The organism is Lysinibacillus sp. RC46 (assembly GCF_041262385.1).
Classification (GTDB): Bacteria; Bacillota; Bacilli; order Bacillales_A; family Planococcaceae; genus Lysinibacillus.
The window spans coordinates 93,241-116,502 of record NZ_JBGCCF010000007.1 but is presented as its reverse complement, the minus strand read 5'-3'; the positions used below and the strand labels follow the sequence as shown (position 1 = coordinate 116,502).

The following is a 23,262-nucleotide window of genomic DNA, read 5'->3' as shown; positions in this document are numbered from 1 at the left end:
AAAAGCTGCGGGGATCCCACAGCTTTTACATTACAAGGCATGTGTAAAAAGCATCGTGAAAAAGACTTCAATCAAAATGAAGCATTTTCAGACCATTACACGCTTTATAAAGTATTGTAGGTATCTTCATAGGTATCGAAATAAATCCACGACTAAATAAGGGGTCACTTTATGACACAAATCCCCTGTCGTCATTAAATTTACTTCATTAAGTTGTTCCTATTTAGAACCTACCGCACTCATCAAAAGCACCTCTCATTTATATAATTTATAATCATTGTTATCTAATTGATTGACATCATATTACTATATGCTGGCAGAAAAGTAAAGTTCCTTATTACTATTCATCATTTGCTTTTCTCTAATACATCAATTAAAATCTTTTCAATTTTTTCAGCAACTAATTTTAATTCTGGGTCATTTAACAAACCTATCATCGCAGTTGGTTTTGGAAGGCCGATTTTCTTTTTCTCTGCATCTTCATAAACCGTTATCTTACACGGCAGAAAGTATCCAACTAATGCATTATGACCAAGTACCTTCGCAGCCTCTACCGGATTACAAACCTCGAGAATTCTATAAGGCATTTTAAAACTATCTACGCCTTTTTTATGCAGCGTTTCAGTCAAGTTGAGCTCCCATAAAACGCCAAATTTATGTTCTTTTAAATTTAATGCTATAGCTGAAATTGTTTCTTCAATCGTTTTATTTGATGTGACTGTATAGTGAAAATCCATAAAGTAGTTTCTCCTCTTTCATTGTAAACGAAATTCATTCGTGACATTTTTTATCTGAGTTAAAGATAGAATAGCTTAATTTTTATGGAATATGCAAAAAGGACCTGTAGAAAATATCTACAAGTCCTTTTTTAGGCTGATTTATGATGAGCTCTTCTCACTTCAATGATTTTCGAACCTGAAAACAGTAGTAAGGCTGCCCAAATAATACTAAATGCTAATAGCTCTATTTGACTAAACGGTTCTTTATAAAGTACGATCCCTAAAACTAACACAATCGTTGGTGATACGTATTGAATAAAGCCTAATAAATAGAGTGGAATATTTTGAGCACCTTTCGCAAATAAAATTAATGGCACTGCTGTCACTATACCACTCACAATCATGAGGATGTCTGTTTTCACATCAACATGTAAAAATGATGCTTGATTCGTTGTAAAAAGGTAAATATAGTAGCCTAAAGCAAACGGTAGAATAAATAACGTTTCAATGGCTAGACCTCTTGTCGCATCAAGCGTAATTTTCTTTTTTAGAACACCGTAAATGGCGAAGGATAAAGCAATAAGAAGTGCTACCCATGGGATTGACCCATAATTAATCGTTAAAATAATTACAGCGATAAAGGCAATTCCTGTAGCTGCCCATTGCGCACGACTAAGTGCTTCTTTAAAGAAAATAACCCCAAAAATAACTGACAGTAAGGGATTAATATAATAGCCTAAGCTCGTTTCAATTAAATGATTATGGGTAACTGCCCAAATATATAAATACCAGTTCATTGAAATAACAAATGAAGCTCCCGCAAGCTGCCAAAAATGCTTTTGGTGTGACCACAAATATTTTAAGTCTGCGATAAGATCTTTGCGCATTCTAAATACTATTACTGCTAGTACTGTAAAGACAAAAGACCAAATGACACGCGATAATAAAATTTCCATACTCGGGACATGCTCAAGCAATTTCCAATAAAGCGGAAATGCACCCCAAAAAGCATAGGCTAAAAATGCCGCCAAAACGCCTTTTTTCTCATTTGACATTGCCTCTAACTCTCCTACTCTATTTTGAATCTATATGTTTTTGCGTTATATTTCCATTTGAAGAATAGACTAATTATAGGTCTTAGATTGGAAACTGTAAATGACGAATTTTAACAAATCGACATTACTCTTTATGTTCAGATTCAAGCTCAGAAATATATTTACGCACCATACTATAACTAATATCAGGGTTAATTTGACGTTTAATGCGAATCTGAATTTCTTTAATACCAACACCCTGCTCCCGCATATCACGTATCATAGATTTTAACGGACCTGACAGGTTTTCCTTAGATAAAGTAGTATGTTTACTTAATTCAATTAATAGCTCTGTATTTTGTCTACGGATCTCCTTCAGCTCTCCTACGATACAATTGTATTCCATTAGCTTTTTTTGCAAGACTGCATTTTGCTGCTTCATTTTTTGCATATCATCCATAAGCTGTATATTTTGTCTCTTTAAATTTTTTTGCTCCAGCTCCTGAATATGATGCTTTTCATCTAAATCTTTATGTAAAGCATTATATAGCTCAGCTATATGTGTCAATTCTTGATAGCGACTTTGCGATAACAGCATCAGTGTTTCTGTTATATCAATAGAAAGTGTTCCATCTTTTAACGTTGCACACGATAATGTAGTTGGATTTATTTTGTTCATAGATTTTTCTTCACTCCATCACTAATGAGTTCGTGTAATGGCATAGCTTTGTTTAACATTTTTCCGCTTCCTTTGAAAAAATTTTTCATTGGTCTAATTATCGTATTAATTTCTATTTTGTCAATGTAAAAAAGCTTCTTGCGAAGAGAGATGCAAGAAGCTTTTCGATTACATTTTTTTCAGTTTCTCATATTCAAGCTGCAGACGTTCAATACGTTTACGGCCTTCCTCACGATTTTTAGCTGTTTCTGCTTGAATTTGCTTCGTTTCTTGAATACCAGACATAATTGTTTGCCATGTCGTTTCAATGGTTTCGATCTTAATACTTGGGCTACCAGCTGCACGCGCGATATTAACACTATTTTTACTAATATTTTCTGCATTTCGTACAAGCATTTCATTCGTACGACGGTCTAATTCAGTCATTGAGTCTGAAATAAGCTTTTGGCGTTTTAACGTCACCGCATGAATAAGCCCTTGCTTGAATATAGGAATTGTCGTCACAAACGCAGAGTTAATTTTAGCGATTAAATGGTTATTCCCTTGCTGCATTAATCGAATTTGTGGAGCAGATTGGAATGAAACTTGTTGCGCCATTTCTAAATCATAACGACGTTGTTCTAGTAAATCAACGGCACGTACCATCGTTTCATAGTCCATTGCCGCTAATTGATCACCAGTTTGTGCTTTTTGTTCAAGTGCTGGTAATGATGAACGTACTTCATCTGTTTTCACTTCAATTGCCGCAATAAATTTACTTAAAGTTTGGAAGTAATTTAAGTTTTGATCATATAAATTTTCAAGATCAATTGTATTACGTTTCATTTCACCTTCGTATTTTTGAACCTCACGGAAAATGACATCCACTTCCTTGTTCATGCTGTCATATTTGGATAGAAACTTTTCTAATTGTTCCTTTCCTTTACTAAACAGCTTAGTAAGGAAGCCACCTTTTTTATCCTCCGCAAAATCTTGAGGATCAAATTTATCCATAATTCTATTTAAATTATTTAATAATACACTTGATTCCTCAAGTTTACTTGTTTTCATCGTTGCTAGCATTTTATCTGAAAAAGTAGAAATACCATTCGCAGTTTCTTTTCCAAGCTCTAGCATAGCAATTTGGTCTTTGACATCAATTTTTTGTGCTAATGCATGAACCTCAGGATCTTGCTTTAAAGCAAGTTGATTTTGAGCAATTTGTGATAGCTCTTGCTCAGAAACAAGTACTGGTTTTTTTGGCTCTTGCTCCACCTGTAATAATGGATTAGGTTGTAATAATGGATTTTCTGATGCAAATGGATCTTTTGATTTTAATAGGTCGTTGTCGAATTCAGACATAAAAGTTTTACCCCCTGCGATTTATCTCTTTTATTAACATACGATTCTAAGCTGAAAAAGTTTCATTTTAATCAAGTCTTACAAAATAAGAGTCACTTAATATATATGAAGCCTCATGATGCTCTAGTTGAAAGCTATAATGAGATGTATTAGAAATATTGACAAAAAGCTTTAATCGCTTACGATTATTTAAAATTCCAGCCAATTCATTTCTCATAGGTAGCTGCTGCTCAAGCTTCACAAAGAACTGTTCTCTCTCCTCTTGTGTTGCAAGGCGTTGAATTGGTGATTTTTTTAATAATGCTTCAATCTTTGCTTGTGATAACATATCTTCACCCTCTTACATAAATTATAGCTTGTTTCAGTAGGAAATTCGACTGAATCAATGAAATACTTTACATTGTTTTCTAAAATTAGCAGAGGCTTTCCCCTATAATGTTGGGTTGATTTCCGTTCCGGCTAGGTCGTCAGATGAGCAAAAAAGTAGCTACTTTCGTTTTATTAAAAGTCAACATATTTCCAATATGCTTAGTCGTTAGTTAATAAAATAGATAAAACATTTAAAAGTGCAGAACCATCAAAAAAACAGGCTGCTTCTGTTTTTATTATTAATGCTGATTTCTCGAAGATTGTTGTTTTCTGGATAAATAATTAAAAGTCTGGAATTATCTGATAAAATAACATGTAAAAAGGAGGTAATCCGTTGTCACAGGGACTAATACACCACATTGAAATATATGTTTCAGATTTAAAGAAGTCAATTACCTTTTGGGGGTGGTTATTAGAAGAATTGGGATATGAGCCATTTCAGGAATGGGATCGTGGACAAAGTTGGAAGATTGGAGAAACATACATCGTTTTCGTTCAAACAGATGAACGATTTATGGACATACCTTACCATAGATGTCGAGTAGGTCTAAATCATTTGGCGTTCCATACAAGTTCACGTCAACAAATTGACGATATGACAAAAAAGTTAAAAGAAAAAGGTATTAAAATTCTTTATACTGATAAGCATCCCTTTGCAGGAGGGGAAGAACACTATGCAGTTTATTTTGAAGACCCAGACAGAATTAAGGTTGAATTAGTAGCGCCCTAACCTCTATATTTAGAGGTCTTTTTATGTTTTCCTTAACCTTTCGACTGTTGTATAGTTGGACTTTTAACACGCTGAAATTAACTTTGTTTATCTCGCTAAACCTTCCAGTTATTAGTGGCACTCCGTATCCGCTCTCACTCTCATCCCACACCTTACGGATGGGGCTTTCCCGTTCGGAAAATCTGTCATTATAAAATGTATAACCCCTTAATAAATCATTCAAAATAAAAAAACACATTACTAATTTTTTCATAGTAATGTGCTTTTTAAATGTTAATTAAATTCAAAATACAATTACTTGTACTTAATCTTAAAGAGTGTAGCTGCTTTAATCATCACGTTGTCACTTTTAGCACAGTTTTAATTTTCTTAATAACGCCACCTGAACTATAAGTCAGCACGCTGCGTTTATAGAATGAAATGCTGAATAAGTAAGCCACAATAATTGTTGCGATTAAAATACCTAACGATAAAAGTGGTACAATTAAGCCTATATCAGTACCCCCAATACGCATCGGCATGAGCATTCCAGACGTAAATGGAATATAAGAGAATACCTTAATGATAAGTGTATCTGGATTACCCATTCCCGTTATCATAACATAGAAACCAATGATAGTAATCATCATGGCTGGCATTAATACTTGACCTGATTCTTCCACTTTAGACACTAAAGAACCGAATAATGCTCCTACAATTAAGTAAAGAATAATTGTTAATAGTAAGAATAGAATGGCGTATATCACATAACCTATCGATAATTCTTTAACAATGCTAGCTGCCATATCCCAAACAAAACCGTTCTTCGCAAATTTCGCATAGATTAGGAAGACAACTGTAATAATACCCATCTGTGTTAATGCGAGTAAAAGCACACCAGCAATTTTTGCTTTAAAATGGGTAGCTGGCTTTACACTAACAAGTAGCATTTCCATTGCACGTGAACCTTTTTCAGTAGCAATTTCCGTTGTAATCATAGATAGGAATGTAGAAATAAAGAAATAGATTAAAATTCCAACTGCATAAGATACAACTAGCCCTGATTGTTTTTCTTCTTCGCTTTTACCACCATTAGACTCTTTATTTAAGTTTTTATTAGAGATTATCGTTTTTGCACCCATAATTTGAGTTGCTTGTTCTGGTGTTAGTGATAACTGTTGTACAGCATAATTTTGGCCAGCAAGTTGCAGTATCGAATTTATCGCACCTTGATCATTTAATTTCAATGGAGTGAAAGTGGAAATTTCAGCGTGAAGCTGATCATTTTGATCTGTTATTTTAACGATTGCATCTAACTTTTCATCCTTAACCTTTTTCTCAAGCGCCGATATATTTGACTCATTTTGTATAAATTCCATATCGCCATTTGATACAAAGAGGCCGCTTAAATCTGCTGTTGTTTCGTTGATAATCGCAATTTGTTGGGTATGATCATCACCCGTAAAAAGCTCTTTAATATCCGACCAGAAAACCGCAACAGACATCCCAAGTATATAAATGCATGTCATTACAACAAAGGATTTTGATTTTATTTTTGATTTGTATAGCTGTTTCATTAATAAATTAAACTTCGACAACGTTGCCACCTACCTTATCTTTAAAGATCTCATCTAACGATAAGTAATCTAAACTAAACTTTTCAATATATTTACCATTTGAAAGCTTTTCGAAAATGCTTTGCGCATAGCTCTCATCCTCTAGAGTGAGTACCGTTTGCTCTTTCTCTACTCGAATATCTTTGACACCTTCAAGTTCCATCAATTGAGTTGTAGACCACTCTGTACGTACTGCCAATCTTGTTTTCCCGTATTGTTTCTTTAAATCTAGTAGACTACCTGAAAATAAAGAGACTCCACGTTTTAATAGACAAAGATGATCGCATAGTTCCTCTACATTATCCATTTGGTGACTGGAGAACAAAATCGTAGTGCCTTGTTCTTTTAAAAGCAATATAGCATCCTTCAGTAAATCTTTATTCACAGGATCAAGTCCACTGAATGGTTCGTCTAGTATTAAGAACTGCGGCTTATGAATAAAGCTAGCAATCAATTGTACCTTTTGCTGATTCCCTTTTGACAAAGTTTCAGCCTTATCTTTCCGTCTTTCTTCGAGCTCAAATCGACTAATCCAATAGTCAATCTCCTTCTTTAACACCGACTTCTTCATGCCACGTAGCTCACCGAAAAAGTAAAGCTGATCCTCTACCTTCATCGTCGGAAAAATGCCTCGTTCTTCTGGTAAATAACCAAGTACATCACGGTTGATAGCATTAACCGGCTTGCCATCCCAAGTAATTGTACCAGCTGTTGTCTCCTGTAAATCTAAAATCATTCGGAATGTCGTTGTTTTACCGGCTCCGTTTTGACCAATCAGCCCAAAAATCTCCCCTTTTTCAATGGTGAAATTTAAGTTGTCGACCGCTGTGAAGTCTTTGTATTTCTTCGTGACATGCTCTAATTGTAGTGTCATCTTTTTTCCTCCTACGCTTCAAATATATGTAATTCTCGTTGTAGTCCTTTTTTACGTCTTTCAACCTTCAAAATTTGTGTACACATTATTATTACAACTACAAAATTTAAAAATGGTACTCCCGTGTATAAGATTCTTTCTGTTGATTCACCAAGTAAAATATAAAGATTGATAAATCCAATTAATAAATTAAGAAATGTTGCGGCAATAAAAAGGCGGCTTATTAATGTTAAATATTTTATTTTCGAAGAACTATCTGAAAATAATTCAAATGGACCTTCTGATTTCTTTTTGCGGTAATAAGCCCATACGCCAAATTTTGAAACAAACTCAATATTCATCGTCTCTAAAAAATCAAAGTAGTCCTGCTTTTTACCTTTAACTAGTTCATTGCGATATATGTATTGACCAGGTTCCCCTTTTTCAAAAATAAAGTATCCCACCATTGTACGCTTTAGATGCCAACCTTGTTCCGCCATATCATTAACCCATGCTTCTTCCTTTTCATAATCAAGAAAAAAACGATACACTCTTTTTTTCATAAAGTCCCACCTCCATTCTATTAATCATATAAAACTGATGCGAACTCCTGGTTAAATATACGCCTTAATAATAGTTTTACTATTGATTGATTTTTCTGATTTCCCGGAAAATAATTTTGAAGCAAATATGAAATCCCATACTGTAGCTTTCTTTTTGGCATTAAATGCAACCATTTTTCAGCCATACATTCTCCTATACTAATCTGTGAACAGATCCAAATCCTTCTTCAATTTATTGCGCACACGCACAAGTTTTAATAATGGTATAGAAAATAACACGACTACAAGAATATTAATGATATTCATTGATAATTTAATCCAGTTTATTGCCTGTGCTGAATAAATCCCACTCAGACCAATTAGTCCTATAGCCAAATTAAGAATGATAAGCGATAGTAGCAGCGAAATTCTTTGGGACAGCTTATTCATTTTATTTTTCTTATCAGAGTAAAGTTCAAAAGGTCCATCATTTGCTGGTTTCCTAAAGAAGACGAGATTGCCAGAACGATCTACCCGTTCAATTCCTGAGGACCTCAGAAAATCTAAGTATTCGTCTTCATATGAGGCACCCTTTCGCTCCATTTCATCATGCCGATAAATATAACTACCTGGTTCTCCACGTTCGAACGTAAAACGTATCCAAGCGAACTTTTTTAAATGCCAACCTTGGCTTGCCATATCGTTAACCCATTTCTCAATCTCATACGGGTTAACGGCCAATCGATATTTATCCATTTGTTCCATCCTCCTTCGTTATACGGATGCCATTGTCAAAAAGTTCCCTTAATCTCAAAATTTCGTATTCAACAACTTTTTTTCCACTCTCTGTGATGATGTATTCCTTTTTTCGTCCATCACCATCTAGCGCCTCAATCCATCCTCGCTCGAGTAAAGTTTTGATAGCTCCATAAATCGTCCCCGCTCCAAGCCGAACACGACCATTACTCATTTCCTCTACTAGTTGCATGATGCCGTAACCATGTCTTGTGTCAAATAAAGCTAATAAAATATAATAAACGCCTTCTGTTAATGGCGGATGTTCTTGAGTCATACAAATCCCCCTTTTTATATCGTCTAACAATATATCGCCATGCGATATACTAAAAATATATCAGCCAACGATATAGTTGTCAATGTTATTTTTTCCATAAAAAGTTATTAAAACTTTTCATACTAGCAGTGTAGCACCATGTTGTTGTTTTGATTCACCTTGAGTGATTTTTGGTTTTATCTGAGATTTCCCTGGCTACTCGAGAGGTTCTTATTCTTCTCTTGGTTATTCGAGCATTTCCTCTTATCATCCAAACATTACTGATTTCCATTGTCTGTTAATATTTTTATTGCATACGAAATTCCTCTATGCTAGCATGTAAGTAATTACTTGCACGAAAGGAAGAATTCTATTGTCTACAAAAGGTACCGCAGAACGAATCATAGATGCAGCTTTACAACTCGTTAGTGAGAAGGGCTATACTGCTGCAACAACTAAAGCAATTGCTGAATTAGCTGGGGTCAATGAAGTAACAATTTTTCGCCATTTTGGCAACAAGCGCGGCATTTTGAAGGCCATTATTGAGCAATTTTCCTATTTCCCTCTTCTACAGCAAGAGATTAATAAAAATGTTACATGGGATTTAGAAACGGATTTACTAAATTTCTCTGTAAAGCATTTTAACTTTTTAATGTCTATTAAAGACTTTGTAATGATTGGCTTTAAGGAAGCGATGCAGTTTCCGGAAATTAATGAAGAGATTGCTAATATCCCTCTTCATATTAAAAATGAGCTAATTCATTATTTTCAGGAAATGTATGAAAGAGGAAAAATTAGAGAGATTGATTTTGAAGCAGCAGCGTTATCTCTTATCGCTATTAATTTTGGTCATTTCATGTCACGGGCACGCTTAGGAACAATTGTTTCTAATATTCCTACTGAAGAATTGTTAAAAACGAGCATTTCAATTTTTTCTAGGGGATTGACTCCCTAGAAAAAATTTTTCCTTACAATGCAAGTAAGTACTTACTTTATAGGAGGTCTTTTATGAAAGGGTTACAAGCTTTATTTAAAATTCGAGAAACTTATATTGGCATTGTCATTACAATTGCATTCCAGGTGATTTTCTTTTCCGTATGGATGACTGCCTATGATGGTGTAAATGACAGAACAGAAAATTTAAAGATTGGACTAATTAGCGAAGATACTGAGATGGGGCAACAAGTAGTAAATGAAATAAAAGGAAAACTACCTTTTACAATAGCAAATTACTCCTCTCTAGACAGAGCTGAGCAAGAATTAAATCAACGTGATATCCATATGATTATTCATATTCCAAGCAATTTTACGAGTCAATTACAAACAGGTAAAGAGGCTGAAATCATTTACTCTATCAATCAAGCAAATGCAAGTATCGCAAAAAATATGATGGACGGAGTAGCTAAGCAAGTAACTGAGGAAATTAACCATAATATTTATCCTATACAGCAAGGCAAAACCATTGAGGCATTTTCTCAAAAGTTCTCACAGCTTTCAATGGAGCCGAATACAGCACAACAAATTAACGAAGCCGTTGCTACAACAATTATGAGTGTAAAGGATCATGCGATAGATTCTACTATTATTAAAACAAATAATGTTGAAGAGTTTGCCGCGAATTTTGTGCCATTGATGGTTATTATTTCGTCGTTTGTTGGTGCAATGGTAATGATTATGCAGCATCAGCAGGCTGCACAACTTGTGCAAAATACAGTTTCCAAATGGCAATTGTTCCTAGCAAGACAGCTTATTAATATTGGTGTCGCCTTTGCCCTTCCGCTATTAACGATTGGCTTAATGCATCTATTTAATATTTCAAGTCAAGTAAATTTTTTAACAGTATACCTTTTTCAAGCATTAATGTTCTGGGCTTTCCTCTGCCTAGCACAAGCCTTTATCATCATTTTTGGTAACTTGGGTATGATTTTTAATATTTGTGCTCTTTCTATGCAGCTTGTTACTTCAGGTGCTCTTGTTCCACAAGCGATGCTATCTGATTTTTACAATAAACTAGCGTCACTTCTCCCAGCTACTTATGGAGCTGACGGCTATTTCATCATTATTTTTGGTGGAAGTACTGATAATTTAATGAGTGATTGTAGCTCGTTAGGAATTATCATAGCTGTAACACTGGGCATTTCTGCGACGGTCGTTGCTTTAAAAAAATCAAAAGTAAAGAGTGAAAGCGAGCAAATTTCCCCTGCCACGGCTCAATAATATTGTCAAAAAAAGCGATGTACTAATGATGAGTTGGTACATCGCTTTTGTAGTAAAATCATAAAACAGTGAAGATACCTTCGCTAAGATGCGGCACTTTAAATAAAGGTGATTTCCGTTCTAGGCTATCGCTTTCCCGTGGGTGAGAGTCGAGCCACCTCCTCCTCTTATATTGTTGCATAGTAAACATTTGTCCTGACGCTATTACTAACTTTCGGTTATATCATTCGACGCCTTTGGGATTAGCGTCACAGATGAGACCCTGCAGCGAAGCGTCAGCAACACAGCGTCCAGTCGGAACGGAAATCACCCCCTCGCTTTGCCGAGGAGTCCTTTAATACTATTTACCAATTCGCAAAATAGCCGCAAGTTGTTTATTCAAGGTACTTACGCTATCCACAAAATCTTGACGATACCATTGAATGATTAGGCCAATGATTGCGTTTGCTTGATAAGCACTATAATACTCAATGGATATCTCATCATGTACTTTATTATGAAGTGTGATATCTCTTTTTAGCAGAGCGAAAATTCCATCAAATAACATGTAATAGTATGTCAGTGGCACATTTTTAGAAAAAACAATACGATAGAACATTTTAAAGCGCTCAATATGATGAAAAATACGAATAGTATTTGGATCTATTTGGTTTTTATCCAATGTTGTTACTGCACGGTACGGTTCCTCATAGGAATTATTTAAATCCTCCATAATTTCCTGAAAGTATTCCTCAAATAGCCCTTCCTTTTGCTCATAGTGCAAGTAGAAGGTACCTCTATTCACCTTTGCCACCCGACAAATTTCTGCGATTGTAATGTTTTCTAAAGGTTTCTCGCTTAATAAAGTTAGTAAAGCATTATGTAATGCTTGCTTCGTTTTGACAACTCTTAAATCGTTAGCGCTCAAATTTTTTCCCCCTTACTAAACAGATTTTTCTAAATGTGTTGATTACTGAACAGTTCTTAGTATTTTGCGCATTGAAATCGCTTACAAAATTATTATATTATTTTAATGAACACATGTTCAATATTTAACATATTATATCCTCGAAATCACTGGGACAAACTCTGGTGAATAAACATAAATTATAGGAGGTTTTTGTGATGAGATTAGAAGGTAAAGTAGCCATCGTAACAGGTGCAGCGTCTGGTATGGGTAAAGCAATTGCAGAAGGCTATGCAAAAGAAGGAGCAAAGGTCGTAGTTTCTGACTTAAATTTAGAAGGTGCACAAGCTGTTGTTGAAGGTATCGAAGCAGCTGGTGGCTCAGCGATCGCTATTCAAACAAATGTTGCATCAACAGAAGACTTACAGCGCTTATTTGATGAAACAAAAAATGCTTATGGTAAATTAGATATTTTAGTGAATAATGCTGGTATTATGGATGGCATGGAGCCAGTAGGTGAAGTGTCTGATGAACGATGGGACAAAGTATTTGCGGTAAATACAACTGCTGTTATGCGTTCAATGCGTATGGCGACAGAGATTTTCCTTGCTCAAGGACATGGTGTCTTTATTAACAACATATCTGCTGGCGGCCTATATGGCGCTCGTGCTGGGGCTGCCTACACTGCTTCTAAGCATGCTGTTGTTGGTCTCACTAAAAACACAGCATTTATGTATGCAGATAAAAATATTCGCTGTAATGGTATCGCTCCAGGTGCAGTGATCACAAACATTGCTTCTTCCATGACAAATGTGAGTCAAACAGGTGCAGCTCGCCAATCACTAGGTTTGTCCATTAACCCACGAGCTGGACAACCTGAAGAAATCGCTCAGCTTGCTATATTCCTTGGTTCAGATGAAGCAAGCTTTGTCAACGGACAAGTAATTGCTGTTGATGGTGGTTGGACAGCTTACTAATTTCGTTTTTAGCACATCTGAAAGAAAATTGTGATCTCAAAAAGTTAGTCAAGTTTATTTCATTAGTTGGTATGTTTAAATGAGTTCGATATTGTATCGAACTCATTTTGTATTTGGTCTTTATCCGTTTCGAATTATAGTATTCAACTATATTTTAAGTTCTCGTTTGAAATGCTCTATATTTTCTAATTCCTTCAGGTAAATAAACACGTATTTCATAAATGCTGAAGAAATTCAACATAACAAAGTATTATTCTTTCATATTTAACATTTCATAAATTGTAGATGATTACAAAATGATACTTGTTTCTAGCTATTAAAAAATAGAACAGCCTTCTTTCATAATTAGTACGATTGTTCCAGAATTGTGTGTTTTAAAGTTCTTCCTTTTTAATGGCGTTCCTACTAATTTCTTCAGGAATAACTAATTTTTTTACATTATTTACATCCGAATAAACGGTATCAGAATTTAAAATCACATTCGAATTTCCAATTTCTTCATATAAATTTATATTCGCAATAATATTAGATGATTTCAATAAAAAGTCTTTATTGAATATTAGTGTATATTTGACTTCATTAATCTTTGTCTTTAGGTGCTTTGTTTCCAATTCCCTTTTCATAGTATTTTCAACATAATCTGTTACAAATGCTAGACTCTTTTTATCTGATGAATCGGTCACTTTGGCAATCAATATGTACTCATCTTCTCTGTACTGAAGTTGAAATATGTCTTCAAATTCCAGCATTCTCTTAATATCGCCTAAAAAATATCCATCTCTTACTAGTTCTTGCTTTTCATCCATATCTAATACAGATATCTTGTACCAGCGTTCGTTATTATTAACATTGTAAAATTCGCTATCAATATCAATATAAGCCTCAGTCACATCTTCAGGATCAACGTAATTATAATAAATAAGAAGAGGCTCCTTCTGAACTACCATATCCATTGTGTGAGTTTGTTCTAATTGTTCATTTTTAAATCCTATAGTTTTAGCTCCGATAGTTGCTTCTGTCTTCATTTTATAGCTTGTAATGGTTTGTTCAAGTACATTGTTAATTACTGTCGCTTTTGAAATACCTTCCGAAACTTCCCCAATCGAATCCTTGGATTCTTCTTTGCTACAGGCTATCAAAAGAAGCACTAGGACTAACATGAAAGATTGCAATAATTTTTTCTTCATAATATCTCTCCTCAAAATTCACTACAATTATAATAACATCCTTATATGGTTAATTTAACCAATTAAATTATATTGTTACCGAAAAAATCATTATCAGTGTTAAAGTTATCAACTATAATTGCTTAAAATGCCTCAATATTTACAAATGGAGCTAAATTGGAGAAAACTGCATTTTTACAAGCTTTACGTCAGTACGTGAATAAATCTCAAAACAAAAAGAGGCTGGGACAAATGTGTTTCAGCCAACAAAAATACCGAACTATCCAATGAAACTCTCATGAAGTGTTTCGGAATAGTTCGGTTTTTCTATTTATCGTGTTTTGTTAATTTAGAGATTATTCGGCTTTATGAAGGAACCATTTAGTTATGTCCCAGCCCCTTTTTAATTTTTTAGGCTTTCCTTGCTGGGAATAAGTATCCTATAAAAGCACCAATTAACGCTGGTAATATCCATCCTAAGCCCATGTCGTAAAAAGGTAAAAAGTTCGAATAAGCTTTTGCAATCGCATCAAAAAAACCTAGTTTCGCTGCAGGAATGTTACCCACTAACGCTTTATAACCATCAATGATACTAATAAAAATTGTAAAGATCATTGCAATCGCATAGACCGTTTGCTTAATTTTAAATAGTGATGAACATAATGCAAGGACAATTAAGACAATTGCTAACGGATATAAGAACATTAGCACTGGAATGGCAAACTTAATAATATTCGTTAATCCGAAGTTGGCAATTGTAAATGACACAACGCACAATAAGAAAACAAACCATTTATAGCTTATTTTCGGGAACACTTCGTGGAAAAACTCACTACAAGATGTGATTAAGCCAATACTTGTCTTTAAACAAGCAAGGACAATAATAACTGCCAATAAAATAGCCCCGTATGATCCAAAATAGTGATCTGCCACTGCAGCAAATATTAAGCCACCGTTATCAAATGTACCAACAGCATCAATACTCGATGCACCCATATACGTTATTAAACCATATATTAACGTCATTAATGCCATGGCAAAAATACCAGATTTCCACGTGGCTTTAGCAATTTCCTTTCTATCTGATATTCCTGCGCTTTTAATTGCGTTAATAACGACAATACCAAATGCTAATGAGGCTAATGCATCCATTGTGTTATAGCCTTCTTTAAAGCCTGTCATAAATGCTGAATCAATATAATCCCCGATTGGCTGCTGGAAATGTCCCATCGGTTTTACAATACTAATAATAATTAAAATAAATAACACAATCAAAAATGCTGGTGTTAAATATTTTCCGATATAATCCATAATTTTCGCTGGGTTCAATGAGAAATAAAAAACGATGGCAAAAAATACGAAGCTAAATAAAGCAAGTAAAAGTGTTGTATGCTCGGCTTGTATATAAGGTTCAAAGCCAACAACAAACGGAACTGTCGCTGTACGTGGAATCGCAAAAAAAGGACCGATCGTTAAATAGAGGGCTAATGAAAAGATGACACCGAATAATGGGTGAACACGGCTCGCTAAGTCACGCAAACCGTTACTACCTGATAAACCAATAGCTAAAATACCTAGAAACGGTAAACCGATAGCTGTTACTAAAAATCCAATTAGGCCAAACCAAAAGTTGGTCCCTGCTAATTGTCCAAGCTGTATTGGAAAAATAAGATTCCCTGCTCCAAAATACAGTCCGAAAAGCATTGTACCAATGACTGCATATGTTGAAAAAGGTATTTTCTGTTGCATTTTGATGTACTCCTTAGATGTATTTAACTTCTTTCTGCAATTATTTTCTGTAGAGAAAGCAAAGTCAGCTACAAGTGTTTTGGTAGCGAAAGTGAAACGTCAGTTACAAATGTCTTTTGTACCGAAAGCGTAGCGCCAGGTACAGGCGAAATTAATCTATTGCGATAATTTAAATCGAAGTGATTTCTTTCTACAATTCCACTATGGTATCAGGCATTTATTTTAAAAACAATAGTTTTTTCTTTTATAATCGTTAATTGTACAGTTCTTAGCTTTAAGTAGACAAAACTAAAAGAGCTGTCTGTTGACAGCTCCTTAGTTTGCGACAGACCACTCTACATGATCTAAAAACTTAAATACGTCCTCATACACTTTATCGCGCTCTTTATCTAATGTAATAATATGGCCAGAATTTTCATACCAAATAATCTCTTTATCATCAGTTTCCACAGTATTTAAAATGAATGGCGCACTTTCTTGATAAAGCTCATCATCTAATGAACCTTGTAATACTAATGTAGGTGCTTTGATTGTAGATAAGTCATCACGTGTTTCTGTTGTTAAACGTGTCACACCATCTAATGAATCCTTAGGTGTAATACGTAATTCATGTAATTCTGAAATAATTTGATCTTTTGATTTATTTTCAAAATGTTTATATAAACGAGCGTAATGATATAAACGTGTAAATAAGCCTTTTGAGTTATCGCGTGTTATTGGTGCACACATGGCAACACATGCTTTCACAGGAAACGTCTCTGCTACTTTTAACGAAAATACGCCGCCAAGTGAAATTCCTACTACCGCGATTTCTTCATGACCATTACTTTTTAGGAAGTTATAACCTTCCACAACATCGTTCCACCAGTCTTCTGGTCTTGTTTCAAGTAATGCTTCTGGTTCTACACCATGCCCACTATAAATCGGTGCATGAACTGTATAACCACGTTTTGATAAAAATTCACCTAGCTTTTTCACATCTTTTGTGCTACCTGTGAATCCATGCAGTAATAGTACGGCTTTTTTGCCTCCCTCAATTGTTAGAGGTTGTGGCTTTGATAAATTCATTTTATAATATCCCCTTCACGGAAACTTGTAATTGTGTAATTTATGTGTCTATCTTAACACCCTTTATTCATAATGTACAATTTATAGTTTTTATCATATTAATGTCTTTTGTGCATTAATGATGTGAGGTTAATGGCTGTTATATCACACTTTCTGCTACTTTTATTTTTCATTCCTCATTTTACGTGCTTTCATTTTTAAAAAAATTTTTCATCCCGCATTAACAGTCAGTAATTTATCTGTACGGAAAGTGAAGTGACAGGTACAAGAGTACTACCTAAAATTCAGCGAAGTAAAGAGATGAACTGCCCGTAATATCCGATTGATGAAGACTAATAATCAGCGGGAAAATCCCCACTGATTAAAGTTTCATTTGATGTGCCTATACTTCCTACTCTTTTACCGTTATAATGCAGTTAACTCAAAATAACGGGAATTGAGGTGAAAAAATGGAGTGGCAGCAATTAGAATATTTTGTAGCAGTAGCAAAGCTTGAGCATATGACTCGTGCAGCTGAAGCATTAGCAATTTCTCAACCAGCATTAAGTCGTTCGATTTCAAAGCTTGAAGAGGAATTAGGAGTACCCTTGTTCGACCGACAAGGACGTTCGATTATGCTCAACCGATATGGCGAGCTTTTTTTGTATCGTGTCCAACGCATGCGTAAGGAATATGAAAAAGCAGTTCTAGAATTACAGGAGCTCAATAATCCAGAGCTAGGAGATGTATCACTCGGCTTTTTACATACACTTGGGACTAGCATCGTACCTGACCTGATTCGCGCTTTCCGTCAGAACCATCCGCATATACGCTTTCACTTTACACAAAATTACTCACATTCCCAATTGAAGCAATTACTCGCGGGAGAGTTAGACCTTTGTTTACTTGCATCGATCGACACGGAGCCCCCTGTTTGCTGGAAGGAGCTGTGGCGTGATGAGCTTTATATTATGGTGCCGATTGACCATCCCTTCGCTAACCGGACAAGCATTAAAATGAAGGAACTTGAACATGAGAATTTTGTACTGATGAAAAAGGGTTACGCATTGCGCCGTACAGCTGATAAATTATTAAATGCTGCAGGTATCAAACCGAAGATTACTTTTGAAGGTGATGAGGTATCAACCGTAGCTGGTTTTGTAGGTGCTGGCCTCGGCGTGTCGTTACTGCCTGTTGACGAAGACTTGAATCCAAATAAATTAGCTAAAATTCGTGTAGAGGATATGGTTTGTGAACGGATAATAGGTATGGCTTGGATTGAAAATCGATATCTTCCACCTTCAGCACGGCAATTTCAACAATTTGTATTCGATTTTTACGATAAAAATAATTGACAGCCCTATCATTCATTAATAAACGAGCTAAAGCAAAAAAGCGAGTAACAATTTCAGTTCTGCGTATTTGTTACTCGCTTATCTTTAAATATTCAAATGGTTATGCATTTTTACCTGTATATTTACTCTTATGGTATTGTGATAAAACTAATACTAGGCTAGTCACAAGGACGATAAGTAATGCAATAAATTGCGAAGTTGAAAATATACCTACTTGTCCCCTAATTACATCACCTCTGTAAAACTCAATTACAAATCTACCTGCACTATAAAGAAGCAAATACACACAAGAAACTAATCCAGGTTTTTTAGTCTTTCTCGCTAATAGAAGCAAAAGAATACATAATGTAAAACTAAACACACTCTCCATAATTTGTGTAGGTATTAATTTAATATCATTCGGTGCAATTTCTGAGTTATGAAAAGTAATTCCAAACGGACTATGTGTTTCTTCTCCATAGCAGCAGCCAGCAAGTAGACAGCCAATCCTTCCAAATCCCTGAGCTAGTGCAATTGAGGGGACAAAAAGATCAAGGTGTTGCAAAAATTTAATATTATGTAGTTTACAATAAATGAAACCGGCCAAAATCCCGCCAATAATTCCACCGTAAACAACAAATCCTTCACCGATATTCCAAATAATGCTAGGATTCTTGATGATATTTGGGAATTGAGTAATCCAATACAAAAGCTTTGCCCCAGTAAAACCACCTATCAATCCCCACACTGTCAAAGAATAAACATCTGACTACTCCCACAGCTAAAGCAGTGGGCTTCCTGAAGCTCAATTCTGTGATAATTCAAACTGACGGTTTTTAGCACGATAAACAATGAGTTGGTATGCAAGGAATATGCCCAGTGCAATCAATAATCCATACCCATATATGGTTATCGGTCCTACTTTGAGAAGTTCATTATACATACTCTTCCTCCTTAAACTTAATTTATTTCATATTGTTGGTGATTTTCATTACACCTATTATATCCACAAAGTAAATTTTCTCTAAATAAAAACCAAAATTATCATTTATTTTTTAGCAATAAGGGGTCTATACAATATTCGATTCATAATGCTATCTCTCGCAGCAAGCATAATTATTGGTGTTTCCTTCAGTTTGCCAAGCTTTCTTTCAGTCCCTATTTAAGAGCTCAAAACATGAGTACTTTCTCATTTTATGAGGTACACTACAAGACAATTTTCTTCAACTCAAAAAACCACCTTCTTCATACGAAAGGTGGTTACTGCAAAGCATTTTATTATTACTTTCCTACATATTTTACTTGATACGAATACATATCTGTTGTATTTCCATCGATCTCAAAAAGTCCCTGCTTTGCAAGGGTCATCAAGCGTTTTTCCACAAATTCTTCACTTATATAGTCATCAATTGCACCAATTGTTTCACCGATGATACGCATCGGTATAAGCCATTCTTCATTTAGTTCGGCATGTGCTCTTTCCGCACTTTCCATAATGATAGGATCCAATGCGTCTTCCGCTACATGTACAATTCCATCTTGCCAAATTCGTAGTGTACTAGGGTTTTGTTTTAGCTCTTCCCATTCCTTTGCAAGTTCCTGACACTCATCAATAGAAAACCGCTTAGCCTCAGAACGGAGCTTCATTAGCAAGTCTGACGCAAGTTCACCTGATTGACGAATCTTCATGTTTGGCTGTACACGCTTTAAGCCCTCTGTAGCATCAATTCCATATACCATACTACATTTATTGATCAACTCGCTCATAACAAGTCGCAACCCAATCTCTTCATGAGTACTTTGGCTGTACCAAACCCAGACATCAACATCGCACGGTAAACCTGCAATTTTTTTCTTCCATGCTTGTTGAAGATCCTCGTACAATTCACGTTCTTCATTGTCCCTAAAGATATGAGCTGCTAGCCAGTTTTTTCGTTCTTCTGCGCTGCTTAGTGGACCAATCGAGAAAATCTCATTGACACTAAGCACTGATTCATCTCGTTGTAAATGATGCTGTCGTATCGCGTGTTTTATCGAACCCTGTGTAGATAAGCTAAACGTTATATGTAAAATTGCCATGAAAATCCCCCATTTTACTGTTTACTCAGCGCTATTTGTATCCCAATAAAAGTGAAAAGTATGCCTTGAATCATATTTAATCGTTTAGCAATTGCAGGCTTACCAATAATTACTTTTCTAACTTTACCGGCAAAAATGCTAAATAATGAAAATAGTATAAGCGCTTGTACTAAAAATACAATACCCAAAATTAACATCTGTAAACCTACATGACCATTAGAAGGATTTACAAACTGTGGCAATAGTGCTAAGAAAAATAAAGAAACTTTTGGATTTAAAATATTCATTAAAATACCTTTTCGATATAACGTCATATAGGCTTGTTCATTTTGCTGTTCCAGCGTGAATGGATCACCTTTCGCGCGAAACGATTGCCAAGCTAAATACAATAAATACGCTGCTCCTGCAAACTTAACAATAGAAAAAATAACTGTTGATTGATAAATAATAGCTGAGATTCCTAGAACAGCCGCTCCTATATGAACGAGCAAGCCTGTACAGAGACCAAGTGATGTCGCTATACCCGCCTTTTTATCCTGTGTAATGCTTTGCGCAAGAACAAATAAATTATCTGGTCCTGGCATTAATGTTAAAATAATTGCTGCCCCTAAAAACGCCAATAACATTGAAAACGTCAATACTACCCCTTCTTTCCATATTTTTAATAGGCTCATCAACATAACATACGTTTTTACAAAATGTCACACCCAACTTTCGGTAATGAACAATTACTTTTAGAAAAGAACCATTATAATATGATTTTATTTCCATTATACTACATGGTGATTTGCTTTTTCTAAATTTTTACAAAAAATCTCTAAGCGATTATGCTCGTTTAAGCAACACTTTTCTTCTTTAATACATTATAATAAATATTATCATAACGTAAAAGTCGTATTGTTTTGGAGAAAGAGGTGTTTGTCGATGGCAGTAAGTGATATTGTAAAGCAATATGAAGACGAGCAAGGAAATGTCTATTATAAAATGAAAACACATGATATCGAAGTACAAGCTGCACAAAATTCAGGGTTAGCACCAGTTATTACTTATTTTATGGGTGAAAAAGAGATTACTGATGATATTCGAAGTTTACGTTTTAGCCCTCGCCCTCCCTCAAGCTATATTCAAGATTACGATGAATTTCAAACCATGCTTTATGCTAAAGAACAACGTGCCATCAACGAACTATATGAACAAATGAGTATAAAACCAAAAAATATGTCTTCAGGAAAACAAATATTATGGAGCTTTTTCGTAATTGTTATAGCGATGCTCCCACTATTAGTCGCAATCTGGTGGTACAATTAAAAAAGTTGTGTTTTCCTCTCAACGTACCCTCGATTGTTCAGTATTACCTACTAATTTATTCGAAACTTTTTATTAACATTCCTAATCAGCTTGACAGACTTGCTAAAGTAGTGCATTCTTTATTCAATTACTTTTTGAGGAATGAGACATCATTCAAAAAGATATTCAATTATTAAAATAACAGCGGCGAAGACTAGTACCTAGAAACTGCTTGATCAGAGAGCGATGCCCATCGGCTGTAAGGCATTGTACAAGAAAGACTAAAGAACCTACTTCGTAAAACGTCCTAGCTAAACTAGGCGCAGTCTCAAGCGTTATGAGGTAAAGTGGAATGTCAATGACGTTCAATGTAGGTGGTACCACGGAAAGCGGCCTTTTCGTCCTAATTTATTAGGATGAAAAGGCTTTTTATTTTTAATTTTTAGCGAATCTTAGCAGCTGCTAAAGTTTAAATCATAATGCAAATGTAATGGCGAATTGGAGGTATTGCAATGGAAAGAAAAAGAATCGTCGTCAAAATTGGGAGTAGCTCCTTAACAAATGCAAAAGGTGAAATTGATAAAATACGTTTAATGGACCATGTTCAAGCGATAGCTGAATTAAAAAAAGACGGTCATGAAGTATTGCTTGTTTCATCAGGTGCAGTTGCAGCAGGCTTTAAACAGCTAGGGTACCCTTCCCGACCCGTTACAGTAAAAGGTAAACAAGCTGCAGCGGCAGTTGGGCAAAGTTTACTTATTCAAACCTACAATGCTTTATTTAGTATTTATGATATTGTACCTGCTCAAATTTTATTAACACGTACTGATTTTTCAAAAAAGGAGCGCTATAAAAATGCCTATGCCACTTTTGAAGAATTAATAGAGCGCTCTATACTGCCAATCGTTAACGAAAACGATACGGTATCTGTTAGCGAATTAACCTTTGGAGATAACGACATGTTATCGGCTCTTGTAAGTGGTCTCGTTCATGCCGATCAGCTCATTATCTTAACAGATATCAATGGCTTGTATAACGCCAATCCAAATAAAAACCCAGAGGCCAAACGCATTGATCGATTAACAGAGGTATCTGATGAAATGCTAGGTTTTGCAGATGGTGCAGGCTCGAAGGTCGGTACAGGTGGTATGGAATCTAAATTACTTGCAGCTCGAGCAGCTTTAAATGCAGGCGTCAAAGTTTTTATCGGAACTGGCCACGGTGCTAAAAAGCTTGTAGACATACTAGAAGGCCGTGGTGATGGTACGTATGTTGAGCATGATGCGCTTGCTGTTTTAACAAATAATAAACAGTGGATTGCACTCACGGAAGTATCTGGTAAAATTTTTATAGATAGCGGTGCTGAGCATGCACTATTGGCAAATGGGAAAAGCTTGTTACCCGCTGGTGTATACCGTGTCGAAGGTGACTTCGCAAATGGAGACGTTGTCGAGGTCTACAGTGACAATGGACTGCTTGGTCGTGGTGAGGTCTTATATTCTTCCCTAGAGTTAGCACATGCGATGGGAAAACGTACAGATGAGTTAGCGAACTATCCTATTGAGGTCATTCACCGAGATAAATGGCTAAAAATTCAAACAAATTAA

23 protein-coding genes and 1 pseudogene are annotated in these 23,262 nt (G+C 35.3%); 7 read left to right on the top strand and 17 right to left on the bottom strand.

The window, feature by feature from the left end; all coding sequences use genetic code 11:
- Positions 1-347 precede the first annotated feature (347 nt).
- From ABH966_RS08630 to ABH966_RS08610, 5 genes are all read right to left on the bottom strand, one after another.
- Complete coding sequence (locus ABH966_RS08630) at positions 348-737, bottom strand: DUF302 domain-containing protein (protein ID WP_370077512.1); 390 nt, start codon at positions 735-737, stop codon at positions 348-350.
- Between the two features lie 131 nt (positions 738-868).
- A complete protein-coding gene (gene rarD, locus ABH966_RS08625; protein WP_370077510.1) occupies positions 869-1,774 on the bottom strand; it encodes an EamA family transporter RarD in 906 nt (301 codons plus the stop codon).
- Positions 1,775-1,898: 124 nt separating this feature from the next.
- On the bottom strand, positions 1,899-2,432 hold the full coding sequence (locus ABH966_RS08620; protein ID WP_370077508.1) for a hypothetical protein: 534 nt from the start codon (positions 2,430-2,432) through the stop codon (positions 1,899-1,901).
- Positions 2,433-2,600: 168 nt separating this feature from the next.
- Positions 2,601-3,773: a toxic anion resistance protein gene (locus ABH966_RS08615; RefSeq protein WP_370077506.1), complete on the bottom strand. Its 1,173-nt coding sequence runs from the start codon at positions 3,771-3,773 to the stop codon at positions 2,601-2,603.
- Between the two features lie 67 nt (positions 3,774-3,840).
- Positions 3,841-4,101: a hypothetical protein gene (locus ABH966_RS08610; protein ID WP_370077504.1), complete on the bottom strand. Its 261-nt coding sequence runs from the start codon at positions 4,099-4,101 to the stop codon at positions 3,841-3,843.
- A gap of 375 nt (positions 4,102-4,476) precedes the next feature.
- Here ABH966_RS08610 and ABH966_RS08605 point away from each other — a divergent pair, with 375 nt between their 5' ends.
- Positions 4,477-4,872 (top strand): VOC family protein, encoded by a 396-nt coding sequence (locus tag ABH966_RS08605; protein WP_370077502.1) that lies wholly within the window; start codon positions 4,477-4,479, stop codon positions 4,870-4,872.
- Positions 4,873-5,207: 335 nt separating this feature from the next.
- Here ABH966_RS08605 and ABH966_RS08600 read toward each other — a convergent pair whose 3' ends face one another.
- The 5 genes from ABH966_RS08600 to ABH966_RS08580 form a co-directional block, all read right to left on the bottom strand.
- A complete protein-coding gene (locus ABH966_RS08600; RefSeq protein WP_370077501.1) occupies positions 5,208-6,458 on the bottom strand; it encodes an ABC transporter permease in 1,251 nt (416 codons plus the stop codon).
- Positions 6,436-7,341 carry an ABC transporter ATP-binding protein gene (locus ABH966_RS08595; RefSeq protein WP_370077499.1) on the bottom strand — a complete coding sequence of 302 codons (906 nt, stop codon included), beginning with the start codon at positions 7,339-7,341 and terminating at the stop codon, positions 6,436-6,438. The genes ABH966_RS08600 and ABH966_RS08595 overlap by 23 nt, the downstream gene beginning before the upstream one ends.
- A gap of 11 nt (positions 7,342-7,352) precedes the next feature.
- Positions 7,353-7,883, bottom strand: coding sequence for a DUF2812 domain-containing protein (locus ABH966_RS08590; RefSeq protein WP_370077497.1), 531 nt, complete (start codon positions 7,881-7,883; stop codon positions 7,353-7,355).
- A gap of 198 nt (positions 7,884-8,081) precedes the next feature.
- The gene (locus ABH966_RS08585; RefSeq protein WP_370077495.1) at positions 8,082-8,618 is read right to left on the bottom strand and encodes a DUF2812 domain-containing protein; all 537 of its coding nucleotides are present in this window, start codon (positions 8,616-8,618) and stop codon (positions 8,082-8,084) included.
- On the bottom strand, positions 8,611-8,934 hold the full coding sequence (locus ABH966_RS08580; protein WP_370077493.1) for a PadR family transcriptional regulator: 324 nt from the start codon (positions 8,932-8,934) through the stop codon (positions 8,611-8,613). The genes ABH966_RS08585 and ABH966_RS08580 overlap by 8 nt, the downstream gene beginning before the upstream one ends.
- A 352-nt stretch (positions 8,935-9,286) precedes the next feature.
- Between ABH966_RS08580 and ABH966_RS08575 the strand changes: the two genes are divergently transcribed.
- Together ABH966_RS08575 and ABH966_RS08570 are read left to right on the top strand one after the other, a co-directional pair.
- Positions 9,287-9,868, top strand: a complete 582-nt coding sequence (locus tag ABH966_RS08575) for a TetR/AcrR family transcriptional regulator (protein ID WP_370077491.1) — start codon at positions 9,287-9,289, stop codon at positions 9,866-9,868.
- A gap of 53 nt (positions 9,869-9,921) precedes the next feature.
- Complete coding sequence (locus tag ABH966_RS08570) at positions 9,922-11,130, top strand: YhgE/Pip domain-containing protein (protein ID WP_370077489.1); 1,209 nt, start codon at positions 9,922-9,924, stop codon at positions 11,128-11,130.
- Between the two features lie 340 nt (positions 11,131-11,470).
- Here ABH966_RS08570 and ABH966_RS08565 read toward each other — a convergent pair whose 3' ends face one another.
- A complete protein-coding gene (locus tag ABH966_RS08565) occupies positions 11,471-12,037 on the bottom strand; it encodes a TetR/AcrR family transcriptional regulator (RefSeq protein WP_370077487.1) in 567 nt (188 codons plus the stop codon).
- 197 nt (positions 12,038-12,234) lie between these two features.
- Between ABH966_RS08565 and ABH966_RS08560 the strand changes: the two genes are divergently transcribed.
- Positions 12,235-12,993 (top strand): SDR family oxidoreductase, encoded by a 759-nt coding sequence (locus ABH966_RS08560; protein ID WP_370077485.1) that lies wholly within the window; start codon positions 12,235-12,237, stop codon positions 12,991-12,993.
- A 374-nt stretch (positions 12,994-13,367) separates the two neighbouring features.
- Here the strand turns inward: ABH966_RS08560 and ABH966_RS08555 are convergent, their stop codons facing one another.
- From ABH966_RS08555 to ABH966_RS08545, 3 genes are all read right to left on the bottom strand, one after another.
- Complete coding sequence (locus tag ABH966_RS08555; protein WP_370077483.1) at positions 13,368-14,180, bottom strand: DUF6612 family protein; 813 nt, start codon at positions 14,178-14,180, stop codon at positions 13,368-13,370.
- Positions 14,181-14,570: 390 nt separating this feature from the next.
- Positions 14,571-15,908, bottom strand: coding sequence for a branched-chain amino acid transport system II carrier protein (brnQ, locus tag ABH966_RS08550; RefSeq protein WP_370077481.1), 1,338 nt, complete (start codon positions 15,906-15,908; stop codon positions 14,571-14,573).
- A 315-nt stretch (positions 15,909-16,223) separates the two neighbouring features.
- On the bottom strand, positions 16,224-16,976 hold the full coding sequence (locus tag ABH966_RS08545) for an alpha/beta hydrolase (RefSeq protein ID WP_370077479.1): 753 nt from the start codon (positions 16,974-16,976) through the stop codon (positions 16,224-16,226).
- Between the two features lie 449 nt (positions 16,977-17,425).
- On the opposite strand from ABH966_RS08545, the gene ABH966_RS08540 reads away from it, so the two are divergent.
- The gene (locus ABH966_RS08540) at positions 17,426-18,310 is read left to right on the top strand and encodes a LysR family transcriptional regulator (protein ID WP_370077477.1); all 885 of its coding nucleotides are present in this window, start codon (positions 17,426-17,428) and stop codon (positions 18,308-18,310) included.
- Between the two features lie 100 nt (positions 18,311-18,410).
- On the opposite strand, the pseudogene ABH966_RS08535 reads toward ABH966_RS08540, so the two are convergent.
- The 3 genes and pseudogenes from ABH966_RS08535 to ABH966_RS08525 all read right to left on the bottom strand — a co-directional run bounded on the left by ABH966_RS08535 (position 18,411) and on the right by ABH966_RS08525 (position 21,006).
- A pseudogene (locus tag ABH966_RS08535) lies at positions 18,411-19,232 on the bottom strand (prolipoprotein diacylglyceryl transferase).
- A gap of 338 nt (positions 19,233-19,570) precedes the next feature.
- Positions 19,571-20,368 carry a DUF1835 domain-containing protein gene (locus ABH966_RS08530; protein WP_370077475.1) on the bottom strand — a complete coding sequence of 266 codons (798 nt, stop codon included), beginning with the start codon at positions 20,366-20,368 and terminating at the stop codon, positions 19,571-19,573.
- Between the two features lie 14 nt (positions 20,369-20,382).
- Positions 20,383-21,006, bottom strand: coding sequence for a LysE family translocator (locus ABH966_RS08525; protein ID WP_370077473.1), 624 nt, complete (start codon positions 21,004-21,006; stop codon positions 20,383-20,385).
- A gap of 286 nt (positions 21,007-21,292) precedes the next feature.
- On the opposite strand from ABH966_RS08525, the gene ABH966_RS08520 reads away from it, so the two are divergent.
- Both ABH966_RS08520 and proB read left to right on the top strand, forming a co-directional pair.
- Positions 21,293-21,676, top strand: a complete 384-nt coding sequence (locus ABH966_RS08520; RefSeq protein ID WP_370077471.1) for a sodium:proton antiporter — start codon at positions 21,293-21,295, stop codon at positions 21,674-21,676.
- 491 nt (positions 21,677-22,167) lie between these two features.
- On the top strand, positions 22,168-23,262 hold the full coding sequence (gene proB / locus ABH966_RS08515; protein WP_370077467.1) for a glutamate 5-kinase: 1,095 nt from the start codon (positions 22,168-22,170) through the stop codon (positions 23,260-23,262).

What these genes read in the sequence shown, in the direction of transcription:
- ABH966_RS08570 (WP_370077489.1), top strand. Translation starts at nt 9,922, where the DNA reads ATGAAAGGGTTACAAGCTTTATTTAAAATTCGAGAAACTTATATTGGC.
- ABH966_RS08590 (WP_370077497.1), bottom strand. Translation starts at nt 7,883, where the DNA reads ATGAAAAAAAGAGTGTATCGTTTTTTTCTTGATTATGAAAAGGAAGAA.
- ABH966_RS08595 (WP_370077499.1), bottom strand. Translation starts at nt 7,341, where the DNA reads ATGACACTACAATTAGAGCATGTCACGAAGAAATACAAAGACTTCACA.
- ABH966_RS08610 (WP_370077504.1), bottom strand. Translation starts at nt 4,101, where the DNA reads ATGTTATCACAAGCAAAGATTGAAGCATTATTAAAAAAATCACCAATT.
- ABH966_RS08560 (WP_370077485.1), top strand. Translation starts at nt 12,235, where the DNA reads ATGAGATTAGAAGGTAAAGTAGCCATCGTAACAGGTGCAGCGTCTGGT.
- ABH966_RS08555 (WP_370077483.1), bottom strand. Translation starts at nt 14,180, where the DNA reads ATGAAGAAAAAATTATTGCAATCTTTCATGTTAGTCCTAGTGCTTCTT.
- rarD (WP_370077510.1), bottom strand. Translation starts at nt 1,774, where the DNA reads ATGTCAAATGAGAAAAAAGGCGTTTTGGCGGCATTTTTAGCCTATGCT.
- ABH966_RS08585 (WP_370077495.1), bottom strand. Translation starts at nt 8,618, where the DNA reads ATGGATAAATATCGATTGGCCGTTAACCCGTATGAGATTGAGAAATGG.
- ABH966_RS08620 (WP_370077508.1), bottom strand. Translation starts at nt 2,432, where the DNA reads ATGAACAAAATAAATCCAACTACATTATCGTGTGCAACGTTAAAAGAT.
- ABH966_RS08630 (WP_370077512.1), bottom strand. Translation starts at nt 737, where the DNA reads ATGGATTTTCACTATACAGTCACATCAAATAAAACGATTGAAGAAACA.
- ABH966_RS08530 (WP_370077475.1), bottom strand. Translation starts at nt 20,368, where the DNA reads ATGGCAATTTTACATATAACGTTTAGCTTATCTACACAGGGTTCGATA.
- ABH966_RS08545 (WP_370077479.1), bottom strand. Translation starts at nt 16,976, where the DNA reads ATGAATTTATCAAAGCCACAACCTCTAACAATTGAGGGAGGCAAAAAA.
- proB (WP_370077467.1), top strand. Translation starts at nt 22,168, where the DNA reads ATGGAAAGAAAAAGAATCGTCGTCAAAATTGGGAGTAGCTCCTTAACA.
- brnQ (WP_370077481.1), bottom strand. Translation starts at nt 15,908, where the DNA reads ATGCAACAGAAAATACCTTTTTCAACATATGCAGTCATTGGTACAATG.
- ABH966_RS08580 (WP_370077493.1), bottom strand. Translation starts at nt 8,934, where the DNA reads ATGACTCAAGAACATCCGCCATTAACAGAAGGCGTTTATTATATTTTA.
- ABH966_RS08540 (WP_370077477.1), top strand. Translation starts at nt 17,426, where the DNA reads ATGGAGTGGCAGCAATTAGAATATTTTGTAGCAGTAGCAAAGCTTGAG.
- ABH966_RS08520 (WP_370077471.1), top strand. Translation starts at nt 21,293, where the DNA reads ATGGCAGTAAGTGATATTGTAAAGCAATATGAAGACGAGCAAGGAAAT.
- ABH966_RS08615 (WP_370077506.1), bottom strand. Translation starts at nt 3,773, where the DNA reads ATGTCTGAATTCGACAACGACCTATTAAAATCAAAAGATCCATTTGCA.